Consider the following 16,902-nt stretch of genomic DNA (forward strand, 5'->3'; position numbering starts at 1 on the left):
CGCCGGGGCGGCGCGGCTCAGCTCCCGAGGAGGCGCTGGACGACCGCGAGGACGTCCTCGGCCTCGCCGCGCGATTGCGAGCCCGTGGGGAGCAGGGCGGAGTTGTAGTAGAGCCCGTCGCTCATCAGGACGATCGCCCGGGCGACGAGCGGGTCGCCCACGGCGTCGGCGACCACCTCGTTCCAGCTGTCGTGGATCCGCGCGAGGCCGCCGCTGGCGCGCTCGTCGTGCCCCTGCGCGATGCGCGACACGGCGAGGATCGTGCGGTCGAAGGCCGAGTCGGCGGCGAAGGAGGTGCGCAGCAGGTAGGCGACCACGCCCTCGGGAGCGGCGAGGCTCTGCGCGACGTCCGCCTCCCGCCGCGCGTCGAGGCGCTGCAGGAGCCCGTCGACGAGGGCGTCCTTCGAGGGGAAGTGGTAGAGCAGCCCGCCCTTGGAGACTCCGGCCTCGCGGGCGACGGCATCGAGGGTCGCGGCGCGCTCGCCCTGCTCGATGAGGAGCTGCTCGAACGCGTCGAGGACGCGGTCGCGGGCGGGGGCAGGAGGCACGGCGACCATCCTACGGCTGATCAGTGGCGACTGTACCGGCTGGACGGTATACTCTCTCCGTTCTCCTCTGAAAGGTCGTCCCCGTGTCCGCGCGCACCGCTCCCGTCTCCACCCACGACACCGCCGGCGCCGCCGACAGGGTCGGGCGACGCGCCTGGGTGGCGCTCGCGGTGCTGATGCTCCCGGTGCTGCTGGTCTCGGTCGACAACACGGTGCTGAACTTCGCGCTCCCCTCGATCGCCGAGGATCTGGGCCCCTCCGGCACCGAGCTGCTGTGGATCGTCGACGCCTACCCGCTGGTGCTCGCGGGCCTGCTGGTGGCGATGGGCAGCCTCGGCGACAGGGTCGGGCGGCGGCGCCTCCTGCTGGTCGGCGCGGTCGGCTTCGCCGCCGTCTCGGTCGTCGCCGCGTTCGCTCCCACCGCCGCGGCGCTCATCGGCGCCCGCGCGGCCCTGGGCTTCTTCGGCGCGATGCTGATGCCCTCGACGCTCTCGCTCCTGCGCAGCGTCTTCCCGAACCGCGACCAGCGCCGCCTGGCGATCGCGATCTGGGCGACCGGCTTCGCCGTGGGCTCGGGCATCGGCCCGCTGGTCGGCGGCGTGCTGCTCGAGCACTTCCCCTGGGGGTCGGTGTTCCTGCTCGCGGTGCCCGTGCTGCTCCCGCTGGTCGTCCTGGTGCCGATCCTGGTGCCGGAGTCGCGCGACCCGCAGCCCGGCCCGGTCGACGTGGTCAGCATCCTGCTGTCCCTGGCGACCATGGCGCCGGTCGTCTACGCGGTGAAGTCCTTCGCCGAGCACGGGATCGACGCGGTCGGCGTCGCGGCGCTCGTCGTGGGCGTCGTCTCGGGAGTGCTGTTCGTCCGCCGCCAGCAGCGCCGGGCCTCGCCGATGCTCGACCTCTCGCTCTTCCGCCGCGGCTCGTTCAGCGCGGCGATCGTGGTCAACCTCCTCAGCGTCACCGCGCTGGTCGGCGGGCTCTTCTTCCTCTCGCAGCACCTGCAGCTCGTGGTCGGGCTCTCGCCCCTGGAGGCGGGCCTCGTGCTCGTGCCGGGCCTCGCCGTGATGATCCTGGCCGGGCTCGGCGTGGTGCCGATCGCGCGCCGCGTCGCTCCGCGCCTCGTCGTCCCGGCCGGACTGCTGGTCTCGGCCGTCGGCTACATCCTGCTGGCCCTCGGCAGCGGGGCCCCCGGAGGAGCGTCCGCGCTCACCGTCGCCGTCGCCTTCGCGTTCCTCGGCCTCGGCATCGGCGCGGCCGAGACGGTGTCGAACGAGCTGATCCTGGCCAACGCGCCCGCCGACAAGGCCGGCGCCGCCTCCGCCGTCTCCGAGACCGCCTACGAGCTCGGCGCCGTCCTCGGCACCGCGACGCTCGGCACGGTCCTCACCGCCGTGTACCGCGGGGGAGTCGTGCTGCCCGACGGCCTCGACGCCGCGCAGGCGCAGCGGGCCGGAGAGACCCTCGGCGGCGCCGTCTCGGTCGCGGGCGAGCTGCCCGCCGACTCCGCGGCGAGCCTCGTCGCGTCGGCGAGCGCGGCGTTCGACGCGGGCGTCGGCTGGTCGGCCTGGCTGGGCGTCGTCCTCGTGCTGGCCGCCGCCGCGGTCGGTGCCTGGCGCCTCCGCCGGAGCTGACGCTCCTGCTCTCCTCCCGAGGGAGGCCGCCCGGGACGCGCAGCGACTCCCGGGCGGCCCCTCGCCCGCCCGGCGGGGCGCGTGCCCCGGACCGCGGCGCGGGCGGGCCGCGAGTACGCTGGGGGGACTCCGACCCCGTACGCCTGAGGACCGCCATGCCCCGCACCGTGAAGCTCGCCGTCATCCCCGGAGACGGGATCGGGCCCGAGGTGACCGCCGAGGCCGTCAAGGTCCTCGACGCCGTCACCGCCGACTCCGACCTGGTGCTCGAGACGACCACCTTCTCGCTCGGCGCCGCCCGCTACCTCGAGACCGGCGACGTCCTCACCGACGAGGACCTCGCGGCGATCGCGGGGCACGACGCGATCCTCCTGGGCGCCGTCGGCGGAGCACCGGGCGACCCGCGCCTCCGGGACGCGAACATCGAGCGCGGGCTGCTCCTGCGGCTGCGCTTCGAGCTCGACCACTACGTCAACCTGCGGCCCACCCGTCTCTACGCGGGCGTCGCCTCGCCGCTCGCGGCTCCCGGCGAGGTCGACTTCGTGGTCGTCCGCGAGGGCACGGAGGGGCCCTACGTCGGCACCGGCGGCTCGATCCGGCAGGGCACCCCGCACGAGGTCGCCAACGAGGTGTCGGTCAACACCGCCTACGGGGTCGAGCGCGTCGTCCGACACGCGTTCGAGCTCGCCCGCACGCGTCGCTCCCGGCTGACGCTCGTCCACAAGACGAACGTCCTCGTCTTCTCCGGCTCGCTCTGGAAGCGGATCGTCGACGAGGTGGGGGCCGCCTTCGAGGACGTGGCCGTCGACTACCTCCACGTGGACGCCGCCACGATCTTCCTCGTGACCGACCCTGCTAGGTTCGACGTCATCGTCACCGACAACCTCTTCGGCGACATCCTGACCGATCTGGCCGGCGCGATCAGCGGCGGCATCGGACTCGCGGCCTCGGGCAACATCAACCCCGACGGCGCGTTCCCCAGCATGTTCGAGCCGGTCCACGGATCCGCGCCCGACATCGCCGGACGGCAGCTCGCCGACCCGACCGCCGCGATCCTCTCGGCCGCGATGCTGCTGGACCACCTCGGCCGGAGCGACGAGGCCGCCCGCGTCACCGCGGCCGTGACCGCCGACATCGAGTCGCGCGACGGCACCCCGCGCTCCACGGCCGCGATCGGCGACTCCGTCGTCGCCCGCCTCCGCTGATCCCCCGCAGAAGGACACCACCACGATGAGCACCGACTCCGCCCCCGCCGACCTCGCCTTCGAGGTGACCGCCGCCCCCGCGCCCCGCTCCGCCGAGGAGCGCGCCCGGATCCTCGCGAACCCCGGCTTCGGCATGCACTTCACCGACCACATGGTCGGCCTCCGCTGGACCCGCACGGACGGCTGGCACAGCGCCCGCGTCGAGCCCTACGGCCCGCTCGCGCTCGACCCCGCCGCCGCCGTCCTGCACTACGCGCAGGAGATCTTCGAGGGGATGAAGGCCTACCGCCACGAGGACGGCTCCGTCTGGACCTTCCGCCCGGAAGCGAACGCGCGCCGCCTGCAGCGCTCGGCCCGCCGTCTCGCGCTGCCGGAGCTCCCGACGGACCTCTTCGTCGAGTCGCTGCGGCAGCTGATCGCGGTCGACGGCGACTGGGTCCCCTCGGAACCGGAGACCAGCCTCTACCTGCGCCCGTTCATGTTCGCGCAGGAGGCGTTCCTCGGAGTGCGCGCGGCCGAGGACGTCGGCTACTACGTGATCGCCAGCCCCGCCGGCGCCTACTTCTCGGGCGGGGTCGCCCCCGTGTCGATCTGGCTCTCCACCTCCTACGCCCGGGCGGGCAAGGGCGGCACGGGAGCGGCGAAGACGGGCGGCAACTACGCCTCCTCCCTCCTTCCGCAGCAGGAGGCCTACAGCCACGGCTGCGCGCAGGTCCTCTTCCTCGACTCGCAGGAGTCGCAGTGGATCGAGGAGCTCGGCGGCATGAACGTGGTGCTGGTGAAGAAGGACGGCACGCTGGTCACCCCGGAATCGGACTCGATCCTCGAGGGCATCACGCGCGACAGCGTCCTGCAGCTCGCCGAGGACCGCGGCCACCGCGTCGAGCGGCGCCGCGTGAGCATCGACGAGTGGCGCGACGGAGTGGCCTCCGGCGACGTGGTCGAGGTGTTCGCCTGCGGGACCGCCGCCGTGATCACCCCGATCGCCGAGCTCAAGGGCGAGGGCTTCTCCGTCGGCCGCGAGGGCGCGCCCGCCGGGGAGCTCACGATGTCGCTCCGCGAAGAGCTGACCGGCATCCAGTACGGACGCCGCGAGGACACGCACGGATGGATGACGAGGCTGGACGCATGAAGATCGCACGATTCGCCACGCAGCGCGACGGGGACAACGGGGGAGCGATCCACTTCGGGATCGTGGACGAGGACGACCTGGTCGTGCTCGCCGGCGACCCGATGTTCGCCGGGTTCGACACCACGGGGGAGCGCATCCCGATCGCGGAGGCGAAGCTCCTCGCGCCGGTGATCCCGCGCTCCAAGATCGTCGGCATCGGGAAGAACTACGCCGACCACGCGGCCGAGATGGGCGGCGACGCCCCGGCGGAGCCGCTGGTGTTCCTCAAGCCGAACACGTCGGTCATCGGCCCGGACGAGGCGATCGTCCTCCCCGAGGACAGCCAGCAGGTGGAGTTCGAGGGCGAGCTGGCGATCGTGATCGGCGCCGTGGCCCGCAACGTCCGCGCGGAGGACTACGAGGACGTGGTCTTCGGGTACACGATCGCCAACGACGTCACCGCGCGCGACCTCCAGCGCTCCGACGGCCAGTGGGCGCGGGCGAAGGGCTACGACACCTTCTGCCCGCTCGGTCCGGTCATCGAGACCGAGTTCGTCTGGAACGAGAGCGCGATCGAGACGCGCGTCAACGGGCGCGTGCAGCAGTCGGGCAGCACCGGCGACATGATCCACGGGGTGCCCGAGCTCGTGGCCTACGTCTCGCGCATCTTCACGCTGCTCCCCGGGGACGTGATCCTCACCGGGACGCCCGCCGGCGTCGGGCCGATCGCGAACGGGGACACCGTCGCGGTGGACGTCGAGGGCATCGGCACGCTGTTCAACCCGGTGGTCGTCCGGCGCTGAGCCCGGGCCCTCCTCCGCGGAGGGACGAGCGCCTCCGGCCCGCGCGGATCCTCGGATCCGGCGGGCCGGACGCGTCCGAGCGGGACGTCAGTCGGCGCTCGCCGGGTCGCTGCCGACCGCGCCCTCGGTCTCGTCCGGCAGGTCGGCGTCGCCGGAGACGGTGTCCCCTCCGCTGTCGCCGTCGGTCACGGCGTCCGTGACACCGCGGTCGATCGCGGTGCCCCCGGGAGCGGCCCCCGCGGCGGAGGCGTCGGCCGCGTCCTCGCCGGGCAGCACCGTCTGCGCGCCGCCGGTGTTCGGGACGGCGTCGCCGCCGGATCCGGGAAGGTCCTCGTTCACGTTCTGGTCGGCCATGTCGGCTCCTCTCGTCGGGGCTCCAGCCCAGCACGCGACGGGCCCCTCCGCAGGACGTTGACAGCGCGGGGACGAGGGGGCAGAGGCGGGCCGCGAGGCCGGGCGACGCGCCTTCACCGTGCTCCCCGGCGCTGTCAAGCGGACTGCCTCCGGGGCCGTCTGGTCGTAGCGTCGAGCTATGAACTCCTCCCGCACCGACTCCGTCAGCCGCATCGCTCGGCAGGACTTCGGCTGGTCGTCGCTGCTCCCCGGTCAGCGCGAGGCGATCGAGTCGGCGGCCTCCGGGCGCGACACGCTGCTGGTGCTGGCGACGGGCGGCGGCAAGTCCGCGGTCTACCAGATCGCCGGAGCCGAGCGCGGCGGCGTCGTCCTGGTCGTCTCCCCGCTCGTCGCCCTGCAGGCCGACCAGCTCGCCGCGATCGAGGCGGCTCCGGCGGCCCCGCCCGCCGTCGCGATCAACTCCTCCCAGGGCGCCGCGGCCGTCGCCCGCGCCTGGGACCGGATCGACGAGGGCGGCCCGCTCTACGTGCTCCTGGCGCCCGAGCAGCTCGCCAAGCCCGAGAATGTGGCCCGTCTGGCGGCCGCGGGAGTGTCGCTCCTGGTCGTCGACGAGGCGCACTGCGTCTCCTCCTGGGGCCACGACTTCCGCCCCGACTACCTCCGCCTGGCCGATGTGCGCGGCGAGCTCGGCGACCCGCCGGTGCTGGCGATGACGGCCACCGCCTCCGGGCCGGTGCGCGATGAGATCATCGAGCGCCTCCGGATGACCGACCCCGAGATCCAGGTACACGGCGTCGACCGTCCGGAGATCCGGCTGGTGGTCCACCGCCACGAGAGCGAGAACGAGAAGCGCGCCGCGGTCGTCGAGGAGGCGCGCAGCTGGACGGCTCCGGGCCTGGTCTACGTGGCCACCCGGAAGGAGACGGAGGCCTACGCGGCCGACATCGCGGCGGAGGGGCGCCGGGTCGCGGCGTACCACGCCGGGCTCAAGGTGTCCGAGCGGAAGGTCGTCCACGAGCAGTGGCGCGCCGGCGAGCTCGACGTCGTCGTCGCGACCTCGGCCTTCGGGATGGGCATCGACCGGGCCGACGTCCGCTTCGTGCTGCACGCCACGACCACCGAGTCGCTCGACGCCTACTACCAGGAGATCGGCCGCGCGGGCCGCGACGGCGAGCCCGCCACGGGCGCGCTGCACTACCGCGCCGAGGACCTGGGGCTCCGCCGCTTCTTCGCCAAGCGCTCGGTCGACAAGGCCGCGCTGCGCGTGATCTGGGCGGCCGTCTCGGAGCAGCCGGGGCTCGACTCCGCGGCGCTCGCGAAGGAGCTGGGGAAGCCCGCCCGCACGATCGCCCGGATCGTCAACGACCTCGCGGACGCGGGTCTGGTCGAGACCGGGTCCGGCCTGCGCGCGACGCGCGAGGCCTCCGGCGATGAGGCCGTGCACGCGGTGAAGGAGGCGCTGGCCTCCCGCGAGCGGATCGCGGAGTCGCGCCTGTCGATGATGCGCGCCTACGCCGAGACCAGCCAGTGCCGTCGCCGGGTCCTGCTCGACTACTTCGGCGTCGAGTCGGCCGAGTGGTGCGGCAACTGCGACGGCTGCGAGCGGCACGAGGCGAGCGGCGAGACCGCCGAGGCACCCGTGGACGCGCCTCTGAGCGTCGACGAGTCGGTGGAGCACCGCGAATGGGGCGCCGGCACCGTGATGAGCGTGGAGGCCGACCGGGCGACGATCTTCTTCGAGTCCGAGGGCTACAAGGTGCTGTCGTTCCAGGCGCTCGAGTCCGGCGTCCTGCGCGAGCGCGAGCACGCCTCCGCCTGACCCCGGCTCTCCGCGCCGGCCGATCGCCGCTCGCGGGACGCCGCTCCGGTACGGCAGGCACGGCGTGCCGTGCACCGGAGCGGCGTCCCGCGGAGGGGGTCAGACCTTCGAGACGGCCGAGCTCACGTCGGTGGGCTTCTCGTAGTCGCCGTCCGGGATCGCACGGAGGGCCTCGAGGACGTCGCCGTCCGCGCCCTCCTTCTCCGCGGTCTCGACGATCGTGTCCTTCGAGGCGGGGTAGTCGATGCCCGAGAGGTACTTCTGGATCTGGATCGGGTTGGGTGCGTCCATCGTGCTGTCCTTTCGTCGCCTTGCTGAGTGTTACGAGTGCTCTTCGGCGAAGAGCCGGTCGAAGGCGTCGACGCGCCGGTCGGTGACCGTCGTGGGCGTCTCGAGGTGCACGGCGCCGCTGGGCACGAGGCCCGCGCCGCCGAAGCGCTCCATGACGCGCCACTGCGCGGCGACGTCCTCACCGCTGTGCTCCGGGGGCAGCTGCTCCCAGAAGTCGAAGCCGCCGACGGCCAGGAGGGCGTCGCGGCGGTAGAGGACGCACGCGCCCAGCCAGGCGACCCGGTACGCGCGCCAGGCGCCCTCCGGGACGTCGAGGCGGGCGGCGACGTGCGTGAGATTGGCCGCGTTGTGCAGCGGCCAGCGCTCGAACTCAGGGGTTCCGCGCCGCACCCGCTCGGGCTCCACGCGCTCCTCCCAGGTCTCGAACGACTCGGTCTCGTGAGGGCGCACGTCCTCGAGGTAGGACAGGCCCTGCACCGCGGAGCCGACGAAACCGCAGTCGAGGCGCTCGAGGGCCTCGTGCAGCCGCGAGAGCGTGCCCGGCTCGAGCCACACGTCGTCGTCGAGGAAGAGGACGGCCGGGGCGGTGGCGAGGGAGAGGAGGTAGTGCCTCTGCTCCGCGAGCCCGCGCCGGGGCAGGTGCCGGCGCACCACCGGAGCCCGGCCCTGCGCCTCCAGCACGCGCAGCATCGCGAGGATCGTCGGGTCGCTCTCGGCGACCGCGTCGTCGGACTGGTCGCTGACGATCACGCGGAAGGGCGGGTCGTCCTGGGCGGCGAGTCCGGCGAGCGTGGCGGCGAGCTCGGCACGGCGGCCGACCGTCGGCACCAGCACGTCGATCAGCGGATGCCGGGGAGCCTCGGGGACCCCCCAGCGCCCGGACCACCGGCGGCTGGTCACGGCGCGGCCGATCGGATGCGCTGGACCATCTCGGTCGTGGAGTGCTCCGAGACGTAGCCGACCGTGGTGACGACGCCCCCGTAGGAGCGGACGACGGCCGCCTCCGCGAGCATGTCGGGGTTGTAGTCCCCGCCCTTCACGTAGACGTCGGGCTGCACGCGCTCGAGCAGCGGGATGGGGGTGTCTCCGCCGAAGAGCGTCACGTAGTCGACGCAGCCCAGCTCGGCGATCACGCCCGCGCGGTCGCCCTCCGGGTTGATCGGCCGTCCCTCGCCCTTCAGCCGCCGGACGGAGTCGTCGTCGTTCACCGCGACCACGAGCACGTCGCCGAGCTCGCGGGCCTGGCGGAGGTAGGCGGTGTGGCCGCGGTGCAGGACGTCGAAGCAGCCGTTGGTGAACACCACGCGGCGACCGCGGCGCGACTGCTCCGCGAGGACCTCGACGAGGGCGTCCTCGCCGAGCACGACGGCGCCGGGAGCGGCGAGGGAGGCGAGCAGGTCGTCGCCCGAGCAGACGGAGGTGCCGGGGCGCTGCACGACCACGTCGGCGGCGGCCTGCGCCAGATCGACGGCGGTGGCCAGGGAGCGGCCGGCGGCGAGGGCGAGGGTGGCGGTCGCGGCGAAGGTGTCGCCGGCGCCGGACGCCTGCTTCTCCTCCGCGGGCTGAGCGAAGGTGCGGCTGACCGTGCCGTCGGCGTCGAGGGCGGTGGAGCCGTCCCGGTCGAGGGTGACCACGACGTGCCGGGCGCCCGAGCGGGCGCGCAGGTCGTCCGCCGCGTCGCGCACGGCGGCGGCCCGCTCCGTCCCGCGGCCGAGGGAGCCGCCGAGCAGCCGCTCCGCCTCCTTGGCGTTCGGGGTGACGAGGTCCGGTCGGGCGAAGGCCCAGTCGGCGAGCTCGTGCGCGTCGATCACGAGGAGGCCGGGGCGCCCGACGGCGAGCAGGCGCTCGACGGCCTCGCGGAGGATCCCCGAGCCGTAGTCGCAGACCAGGACGGCGTCGGCGCCCGCGGCGGCCTCGGCGGCGGCACCGGCGAGCAGGGCCAGCTCGTCGTCGGCCGGGCGGTGCGGGCCGGAGTCGACGCGCAGCATCACGCTGTCGCCGCCGACCACGCGGGTCTTGATCGTCGTCGCGGCGCCGGTGCGGACGACCAGGGAGGTGTCCAGGCCGGCCCGCTCGAGGGCGCGCACGAGCCGGTCGCCCTCGGAGTCGCGTCCGGCCACGCCGACCGTGCGGACGACGGCGCCCAGCGCGCGCAGGTTGGCGGCGGTGTTGGCGGCCCCGCCCGCGACGTCGACGACGTCCTCGAGCCGCAGGACCGGCGCGGGCGCCTCCCGCGTGACGCGCTCCGCCTCGCCGAGCCACCAGGAGTCGAGGATGAGGTCCCCGATCACGGCGACGACGGGCGGGCGCTCGTGGACGTGCGCCAGGAGGGCGCTCGCCCGCTGGAGCGCCGAGCCCTCGAGGCTCATCGCGCGCCTCCCGGCAGAACGGGCAGGCCGAAGTGCACGACCGTGGTGGTGGTCATCTCGTCGAGCAGCTCCGGGCCGTAGCCGAAGCCGGAGCCGGATGCTCCGCGGGGCTGGGCGCTGCCGCCCGGCGCGCCTCCGAAGACGCCGTTGACCTTCACGGTGCCGACCGGCAGCGTCGCCGCGGCGCGGTGGGCGTGCTCCATGTCGGCGGTGAGGATCGAGGCGGCCAGGCCGTAGGGGCTCGCGGCGGCGAGGCTCAGGCCCTCGTCGAACGAGTCGACGACGCGGATCGGAGCGACGGGCCCGAAGGTCTCCTCCGTCATCACCAGCATCGACTCGGTGCAGTCGGCCAGGACCGTCGCGGGGTAGAAGGTGCCGTCCCCGGGGGTGCCGCCGGTGAGGGTGCGCGCGCCGCTGCCGAGCGCCTCCGAGACGTGCTCGTGGACGGCGTCGCGCATCCGGGCGTCGACGAGGCGGGGGAGCGGGCCCGCGGTCCAGCGGTCGGCCTCGGCGACGAGCGCCGCCGTGAACGCCTCGGCGATGTCCCGGTGCACGTAGATCCGCTCGACGGAGGTGCAGATCTGGCCGGCGTTCGCGAAGGCGCCCAGAGCTGCCTGCTCGGCGGCCCAGACCGGGTCGACGTCGCGGTCGACCACGAGCGCGTCGTTGCCGCCGTTCTCGAGGATCACGTGCGCGCCGGTGACGGCGGCGACCCGGGCGAGCGCGCGGCCGGTGGCGGTCGAGCCGACGTGCGCGAGGACGTCGACGCCCTCGGTTCGCGCGAGCTCGTCGCCGACGGCGCCGTCACCCTCGACCAGGGTCAGCACGCCCTCGGGCAGCGCCTCGGCGAGGATGCTCGTGAACAGCGCTCCGGTGCCCGGGCTGCGCTCGCTCGGCTTGTGCACGACGACGTCGCCGGACACGATCGCGGCGCCCAGCAGACCCGCGGCGACGGCGACCGGATCGTTCCACGGAGTGAGGGCGAGCACGACACCGCGCGGGTGCGGCAGGGCCAGATCGACGTTGAGGGCCCCTCCGCGCAGGCTCTTCCCCCGGTGGAGCGGGCCCAGCTCGGCGTACTGGAGCAGCGTGTCGACTCCGGCGCGGACGCCGCCGAGGGCGTCTCCGGCGGGCTTGCCGGTCTCCTCCGTGTTGAGATCGGCGAGCTCCTGCTCGCGCTCGGCCACGCGGTGGGCGGCGGCGCGGAGGAGGGCGCCGCGCTCGGCGGGCGCGGTGGCGGCCCACGCGGGGAACGCGGTCCGCGCGCGGCGGACGGCGTCGGCGGCGGTCGTGGCGGGGGTCGTGATGTCGATGGTCACGGTCACCTCTCGGTCGGGGGCGCCGCGGAGTGGCGGACGCATCCGTCCGGTACCCGGGTGGTGCGCGCCTAGACACGTCGCCTCCGGAATCCGCCCGGGTTCGGCGACACGGGCTCGCCGACGATCCGGTTTCGGATCGGCCTCGAGGGGGAAGTGGAGGAGTGCACCGTCCCCGGAGCCGCGCCCGCGCGCCCTCCGCACCTGAGAGGAACCCGTCGTGGTCGCCATCGCCCCCCTCCGAGAGCCCTTCGCCGGAGTCGAGAGGATCGCCGTCCTGCGCGGCGGCGGACTCGGCGACCTGCTGTTCGCGCTGCCCGCCGTCGACGCGCTAGCGGCCGCGTACCCGGGCGCCGAGATCACCCTGCTCGGGACGCCTGCGCACCGGGTCCTGCTCTCGGGCGTCGAGTCGCCGATCGCCGACGTCGAGATCCTGCCGGTGGCGCAGGGCGTCCGTGACGGAGAGGGGGAGGACCCCCGCGTCGTCGAGGACTTCACCGAGCGGATGCGCGCCCGCCGCTTCGACCTGGCCGTGCAGCTGCACGGCGGCGGGCGCTACTCCAACCCGTTCCTCCAGCGGCTCGGAGCGCGCCACACGATCGGCTCGCGGACCGACGACGCCGCGGAGCTCGAGCGGACGATCCCCTACGTCTACTACCAGCACGAGATGCTGCGGGCGCTCGAGACCGTCGGGTTGGCCGGGGCCGGAGCCGTCCGCCTGGAGCCCGTCCTGCCCGTCGACCCGGAGCGCCGCGACCGCCTGGCCGCAGCGCTGCCCGCGGGCGGCCCGCTCGTGCTGATCCATCCCGGAGCGACCGATGTCCGCCGCCGCTGGCCGAGCGCGTCGTTCGCCGAGGTGGCGACCGCTCTCCTCGACGACGGAGCGCGAGTGCTGGTGGTGGGAGACGCCTCCGACGTGCCCGCCGCCGATGAGATCGTCGCCGGAGCGCCGGGAGCGGTCTCCTGGGCGGGCGTCGTGGACCTCCCGGACCTGGCACCGCTGCTCTCGCTCGCCGACCTCGTGCTCGGCAACGACTCCGGCCCCCGCCATCTCGCCGCCGCGGTCGGTGCTCCGACGGTCGGCATCTTCTGGGTGGGCAACGCGATCAACGCGCAGCCCCTCGGACGGCAGCGCCACCGGGTGCAGCTGAGCTGGACCACCCGCTGCCCGGTCTGCGGCATCGATGTGACGCAGGTGGGCTGGACGGCTCCGCGCTGCGAGCACGAGCTCACCTTCGTCGACGACGTGCCGGTCGACCGCGTGCTCGAGGACGTCCGCGGAGTGCTCGCCTCCACCCGCTGAACCGCGAGATGCCACCTGTGGTGCTCGACATCGGCGTGTCGGCGGCACAGGTGGCATCTCGCAGCAGGGGGGATCCCGGGGTCCGCGTCAGCGGATCACGGCCAGGACGGCTCCTCCTCGTGCGTGATGACGAGCTCGCGGACCTCGCAGCCGCGCGGCTGGCCGAGGACGAACATGACGGCGTTCGCCACGTTCTCCGGGTCGTTCAGCAGCGCGTCCGGGCCGGGCTTGTACTGCTCGTCGCGGTCGTCGAAGAAGCGCGTCTTCATGCCCGACGGGATCAGCGTGGTCACGCCGATCTCGCCCTTGGTCTCGGCCGCGAGCGCACGGGTGAAGCCGAGCACGCCGAACTTCGAGGCGCAGTACGCGGTCGCGTCGGACACGGCCTTGATCGCCAGCGAGGACGCGACGGTGACGACGCGGCCGTGGGTCTCGGTGAGGAAGGGCAGCGCCGCGCGGACGACGGCCGCGGTGCCGAGGAGGTTCACGGAGATGACCCGCTCCCACTCCTCCGGCTCCACGTCGACGAGGCGGCCGCAGCGGTCGATGCCGGCCGCGGTCACGACGGCGTCGAGCCCGCCGTGCTCGCGGGCGATCTCGACGACCGCCTTCTCGGCCTCGCGGGTCTTCGCGACGTCGACCTGGTAGGCGGCGACGCCCTCCTTCACCGTCGAGACGTCGCGGTCGAGCACGATCGGGGTGCCGCCGGCGGCGGTGACCGCGGCGGCGACGGCCGCACCGAGCCCGGAGGCTCCTCCGGTGATCAGGACGCGGCCGATGGGGGTGGGAGTGGTGCTCATGGTTTCCTTCCGGGGGTGGTCTGCGGGCCTCGTGGGCCGCGGGTCAGCCGACGCGCGCGAGCGCGGCGGCGAGATGGGTGGTCGAGCGGCCCGGGTGGTACGGCACGGTCAGGACCCGGCCGCCCCACTCCGCCACCGTCGCCGTCTCGGGGAGGGACTCGGCGGAGTAGTCGCCGCCCTTCACCCAGACGTCGGGGCGGATGCGGCGCAGCGCCTCGTCCGGCGTGTCCTCGCCGAAGACCAGCACGGCGTCGACGCACTCGAGCGCGAGCAGCAGGTCGACGCGGTCGTCCTCGGGGATGATCGGCCGCGCCGCGCCCTTGAGGCGCCGGACGGAGTCGTCCGAGTTGAGGCAGACGATCAGGCAGTCGCCGAGAGCCCGTGCTGCGGAGAGGGTGCGGGCGTGGCCGGCGTGGAGCAGGTCGAAGCAGCCGCCCGTCGCGACCACCGTTCCTCCTGCCGCGCGGACGGACTCGGCGACGCGCAGGGCGTCCACCCCGCCGCCGTGGAGGGGTGCGGGGTCGGCGGGAGCGGACAGTGAGGCGACCCCTCCCGCGAGGAGGTAGGCGCCGGCCGCGGCGACCGCCGCCTGCACCGCCTCCGACGTGCTCGCACCCTCGGCGAGGGCGACCGCGGCGGAGGCGGCGAACCGGTCGCCCGCGCCGCACGGGTCGGTGGGCGGCACGGCGACGGCCGGTGCGACGACCGGGACGCCGGCGCCGCGGGAGCGCAGCAGGGCGCCGGAGGATCCCATCGTCACGGTGACCGCACCGCAGCCCCAGCGCTCGAGGAGGGTGGTCGCGGCGGACTCGGCGCGCGTCACTCCGCGGCCGACGGCTCCCGAGAAGGCGGTGGCCTCGGCCAGGTTCGGGGTGGCGAGGGAGGTGGCGGCGACCGGCTGGGAGCCCCGCGGGTGCGGATCCCACACCAGCGGCACGGTGAGCGCGTCGAGCGCCGTGCGGAGCGACGGCTCCTCGGTCAGGCGGCGGCCGTAGTCGGCGACGATCACGGCGTCGGCGTCGGCGAGCGCGGCGAGCATCGCGTCGGTGACGCCGGGGACGGGCGGCGTCTCGCAGCCGCGGTCGATCCGCACGACGGCCTGGCCGGAGGCGGCGACGCGGGTCTTCACCGGCGTCGGCGCTCCCGAGGGCCCGGCGACCAGGCGGACGCCGGACAGCTCGGCGCGCAGCTCCGCCACGTCCGGATCCGAGTCCTCGGCGAGCGCGGTCACCAGCGTCACCTGGTGCCCGTCGCGGGCGAGCATCCGGGCGACGAGTCCGGCACCGCCGGCGCGGGCACTGCGGGCCGACACGTCGACCACGGGGACGGGGGCGTCCGGGCTCAGCCGCTCGGCGGGTCCGGAGAGGTCGACGTCGAGCATCACGTCGCCGACGACGACGAGGCGCAGGCGGCTCACGAGGCGGCCGCCGTCCGTGCGCGGATCCGGTGCTCGAAGGCCCGGCAGAGCGCGTGCACGAGCACCAGCTGCGCCTCCTGCACGTTGGAGCCGTGGCCCTCGAGGGCGATCGCCTCGTCGCAGAGCTCGGTGAGCGGGTTCGGCCCCTCGCCGGTCAGCGCCCACGACCGGGCGCCCGCCGCACGGGCGGCCTCCGCGGCGTGGAGGAGGTTCGCGCTGCGTCCGCTGGTGGAGAGCAGCACCACGACGTCCCCCGCCCGGGCGTGCGCGGTGACCTGGCGCGAGAACACGTGGTCGAAGCCGTAGTCGTTGCCGATCGCGGTCAGGCTCGACGTCTCGGCGTGCAGCGAGATGGCGGAGAAGGGGACGCGGTCGCCGTCGAAGCGGCCGACGAGCTCGGCGGTGAGGTGCTGCGCCTCGGCCGCGGAGCCGCCGTTGCCCGCGGCGAGCAGGCGCGCGCCGGAGTGCAGGCGGTCGGCGAGCTCGACGCCCCAGGCGGCGATCCTGTCGGAGTGGCGCTCCAGCTGCGCGACCGCGTCGAGCGCGCGCGCCACGTGGTCGTCGACGAGGCGCCGGGCGGCGCCGGCCGGGGTGTCCAGAACGGTGTCGATGGTCGCGGTGTCGATGGTCATCGTCGCGGAGCCGCCTTCCGGGTGGTGGGGGATGAGGGTGCGCTCGTGGCGCCGGTGAGGAGCGACTCGTCGCCGAGGCCGGCGAGGGTCGTGACGTAGGCGCGCTCGGTGTCGGCGGCGACGCGGTCCCAGGAGTAGCGGGACTCGACGCGCTCGCGGCCGGCGGCCCCGTAGGCGCGGGCGCGGTCGGGGTCCTCCAGCAGCGAGCCGAGGGCGGCGGCCAGGGCGACCGGATCGCGCGGAGGCACGTGGACTCCGGTGACGTCCTCGACCACGGTGTCGATCAGGCCGCCCACGGAGGAGGCGACGACCGGCACGCCGCAGGCCATCGCCTCGAGCGGAGTGATGCCGAACGGCTCGTACCAGGGCGCGCAGACCACGACGTCGGCCGAGCGGAGCATCGAGGGCATCTCGGTCTGCGAGAGCTGGCCGACGAAGTCGACGCGGTCCGCGACGCCGAGGCTCTCCGCCACGCCGTGCAGCCGCTGGTACTCGGGGTCCGCCGTCAGCGCGTCGCCGGAGCCGGAGCCCCCGACCACGACGAGCTCGGCGTCGTGGCCGGCCGCGACCAGGTGCGCGAGCGCCTCGATCGCGATGCCCATGCCCTTGCGCGGCACCAGGCGTCCGATGGTCATCAGCCGCGAGCGCTCGCTGCGGGGCGCGACCGGGCCCTCGACCGAGAACCGGTCGATGTCGACTCCGCAGGGCACCACCGAGATGCGCGAGGTCGGCACGCCGAGCCCCTTGAGCTCGAAAGCCTCGTCCGAGCAGGTGGCGACGACGCCGTCGGCCTTCTGACCCACTCCGGGCTCGAGCCAGGCGCGCTCCTCGGGGCTGGTGTCGAGCGCGCCCTGCTGGCGGCGCTTGACCACGCCCAGCGCGTGGAAGGTGTGGAGGACGGGCACGCGCCGACCCGTGGCTCGCTCCACCCGCTCGGAGGCGTCGAGCGCGGCGACCCCGGACATCCAGAAGTGGCTGTGCACGAGGTCCGGCCGCTCCTGCAGCCACTCCTCGGCGAGGTCGACGGCGAAGTCGCCCATGAAGGGCAGCAGCTCGTCCTTGGACACCCGGCGCGGCGGTCCGGCGTCGATGTGCACGACCTCGACTCCCGAGGTGAAGGGCACGCGCCGGGGGAGGGAGGGGTCGTCGCGGCGGGTGTAGACGACGACGCGGTGGCCGCGGCGGGCGAGCGCGTCGGCGAGCGCCGCCACGTGGACGTTCTGGCCGCCGGCGTCGACGCCGCCGAGGGTCGCCAGCGGGCTCGCGTGCTCCGAGACCATGGCGATCGTCAGCGCGGGCGCGGCGG

Annotated in this window: 16 protein-coding genes; 6 read left to right on the top strand and 10 right to left on the bottom strand. The window is 74.6% G+C overall.

All coding sequences use genetic code 11. The features are described from left to right. Window positions 1-17: 17 nt before the first annotated feature. Window positions 18-557 (bottom strand): TetR/AcrR family transcriptional regulator, encoded by a 540-nt coding sequence (locus GSU40_RS05880; protein ID WP_208543367.1) that lies wholly within the window; start codon window positions 555-557, stop codon window positions 18-20. Window positions 558-631: 74 nt separating this feature from the next. Between GSU40_RS05880 and GSU40_RS05885 the strand changes: the two genes are divergently transcribed. The 4 genes from GSU40_RS05885 (at window position 632) to GSU40_RS05900 (ending at window position 5,295) form a co-directional block, all read left to right on the top strand. Further along, window positions 632-2,176, top strand: coding sequence for an MFS transporter (locus tag GSU40_RS05885; RefSeq protein WP_244229613.1), 1,545 nt, complete (start codon window positions 632-634; stop codon window positions 2,174-2,176). 155 nt (window positions 2,177-2,331) lie between these two features. After that, window positions 2,332-3,381: a 3-isopropylmalate dehydrogenase gene (locus GSU40_RS05890; RefSeq protein WP_104257252.1), complete on the top strand. Its 1,050-nt coding sequence runs from the start codon at window positions 2,332-2,334 to the stop codon at window positions 3,379-3,381. 25 nt (window positions 3,382-3,406) lie between these two features. Then, window positions 3,407-4,513 carry a branched-chain amino acid aminotransferase gene (locus tag GSU40_RS05895; RefSeq protein ID WP_104226252.1) on the top strand — a complete coding sequence of 369 codons (1,107 nt, stop codon included), beginning with the start codon at window positions 3,407-3,409 and terminating at the stop codon, window positions 4,511-4,513. Then, entirely contained in the window at window positions 4,510-5,295 is a 786-nt protein-coding gene (locus tag GSU40_RS05900) for a fumarylacetoacetate hydrolase family protein (RefSeq protein WP_104247446.1), read from the top strand. The genes GSU40_RS05895 and GSU40_RS05900 overlap by 4 nt, the downstream gene beginning before the upstream one ends. 87 nt (window positions 5,296-5,382) lie before the next feature. Here GSU40_RS05900 and GSU40_RS05905 read toward each other — a convergent pair whose 3' ends face one another. Further along, a complete protein-coding gene (locus GSU40_RS05905; protein ID WP_104226254.1) occupies window positions 5,383-5,649 on the bottom strand; it encodes a hypothetical protein in 267 nt (88 codons plus the stop codon). Window positions 5,650-5,827: 178 nt separating this feature from the next. Here GSU40_RS05905 and GSU40_RS05910 point away from each other — a divergent pair, with 178 nt between their 5' ends. After that, window positions 5,828-7,468 carry a RecQ family ATP-dependent DNA helicase gene (locus tag GSU40_RS05910; protein WP_160034059.1) on the top strand — a complete coding sequence of 547 codons (1,641 nt, stop codon included), beginning with the start codon at window positions 5,828-5,830 and terminating at the stop codon, window positions 7,466-7,468. 99 nt (window positions 7,469-7,567) lie between these two features. Here the strand turns inward: GSU40_RS05910 and GSU40_RS05915 are convergent, their stop codons facing one another. Genes GSU40_RS05915 through GSU40_RS05930 form a run of 4 tightly spaced genes read right to left on the bottom strand, consistent with a single transcriptional unit; the run spans window position 7,568 to window position 11,447 of the window. Then, window positions 7,568-7,759, bottom strand: coding sequence for a DUF2795 domain-containing protein (locus tag GSU40_RS05915; protein WP_104223528.1), 192 nt, complete (start codon window positions 7,757-7,759; stop codon window positions 7,568-7,570). Between the two features lie 30 nt (window positions 7,760-7,789). After that, complete coding sequence (locus tag GSU40_RS05920) at window positions 7,790-8,659, bottom strand: glycosyltransferase family 2 protein (RefSeq protein WP_160034060.1); 870 nt, start codon at window positions 8,657-8,659, stop codon at window positions 7,790-7,792. Continuing rightward, on the bottom strand, window positions 8,656-10,128 hold the full coding sequence (gene rfaE2 / locus GSU40_RS05925; RefSeq protein ID WP_160034061.1) for a D-glycero-beta-D-manno-heptose 1-phosphate adenylyltransferase: 1,473 nt from the start codon (window positions 10,126-10,128) through the stop codon (window positions 8,656-8,658). Before rfaE2 ends, GSU40_RS05920 begins: the two co-directional genes overlap by 4 nt. Next, window positions 10,125-11,447: an aldehyde dehydrogenase family protein gene (locus tag GSU40_RS05930; RefSeq protein WP_244229614.1), complete on the bottom strand. Its 1,323-nt coding sequence runs from the start codon at window positions 11,445-11,447 to the stop codon at window positions 10,125-10,127. Before GSU40_RS05930 ends, rfaE2 begins: the two co-directional genes overlap by 4 nt. 217 nt (window positions 11,448-11,664) lie before the next feature. On the opposite strand from GSU40_RS05930, the gene GSU40_RS05935 reads away from it, so the two are divergent. Beyond that, the gene (locus GSU40_RS05935) at window positions 11,665-12,747 is read left to right on the top strand and encodes a glycosyltransferase family 9 protein (protein ID WP_160034063.1); all 1,083 of its coding nucleotides are present in this window, start codon (window positions 11,665-11,667) and stop codon (window positions 12,745-12,747) included. A gap of 95 nt (window positions 12,748-12,842) precedes the next feature. Here GSU40_RS05935 and GSU40_RS05940 read toward each other — a convergent pair whose 3' ends face one another. The 4 genes from GSU40_RS05940 to GSU40_RS05955 are packed head-to-tail and all read right to left on the bottom strand — an operon-like array spanning window position 12,843 to window position 16,888. After that, entirely contained in the window at window positions 12,843-13,547 is a 705-nt protein-coding gene (locus GSU40_RS05940; RefSeq protein WP_159913504.1) for an SDR family oxidoreductase, read from the bottom strand. Window positions 13,548-13,590: 43 nt separating this feature from the next. Further along, complete coding sequence (locus GSU40_RS05945) at window positions 13,591-14,955, bottom strand: PfkB family carbohydrate kinase (RefSeq protein ID WP_160036163.1); 1,365 nt, start codon at window positions 14,953-14,955, stop codon at window positions 13,591-13,593. 5 nt (window positions 14,956-14,960) lie between these two features. Further along, window positions 14,961-15,596, bottom strand: coding sequence for an SIS domain-containing protein (locus GSU40_RS05950; protein WP_104226260.1), 636 nt, complete (start codon window positions 15,594-15,596; stop codon window positions 14,961-14,963). Continuing rightward, window positions 15,593-16,888, bottom strand: coding sequence for a glycosyltransferase (locus GSU40_RS05955; RefSeq protein ID WP_160036161.1), 1,296 nt, complete (start codon window positions 16,886-16,888; stop codon window positions 15,593-15,595). The genes GSU40_RS05950 and GSU40_RS05955 overlap by 4 nt, the downstream gene beginning before the upstream one ends. Window positions 16,889-16,902: the final 14 nt, after the last annotated feature.

The organism is Rathayibacter sp. VKM Ac-2805 (assembly GCF_009834265.1).
In the GTDB taxonomy this organism is placed as follows: Bacteria; Actinomycetota; Actinomycetes; order Actinomycetales; family Microbacteriaceae; genus Rathayibacter.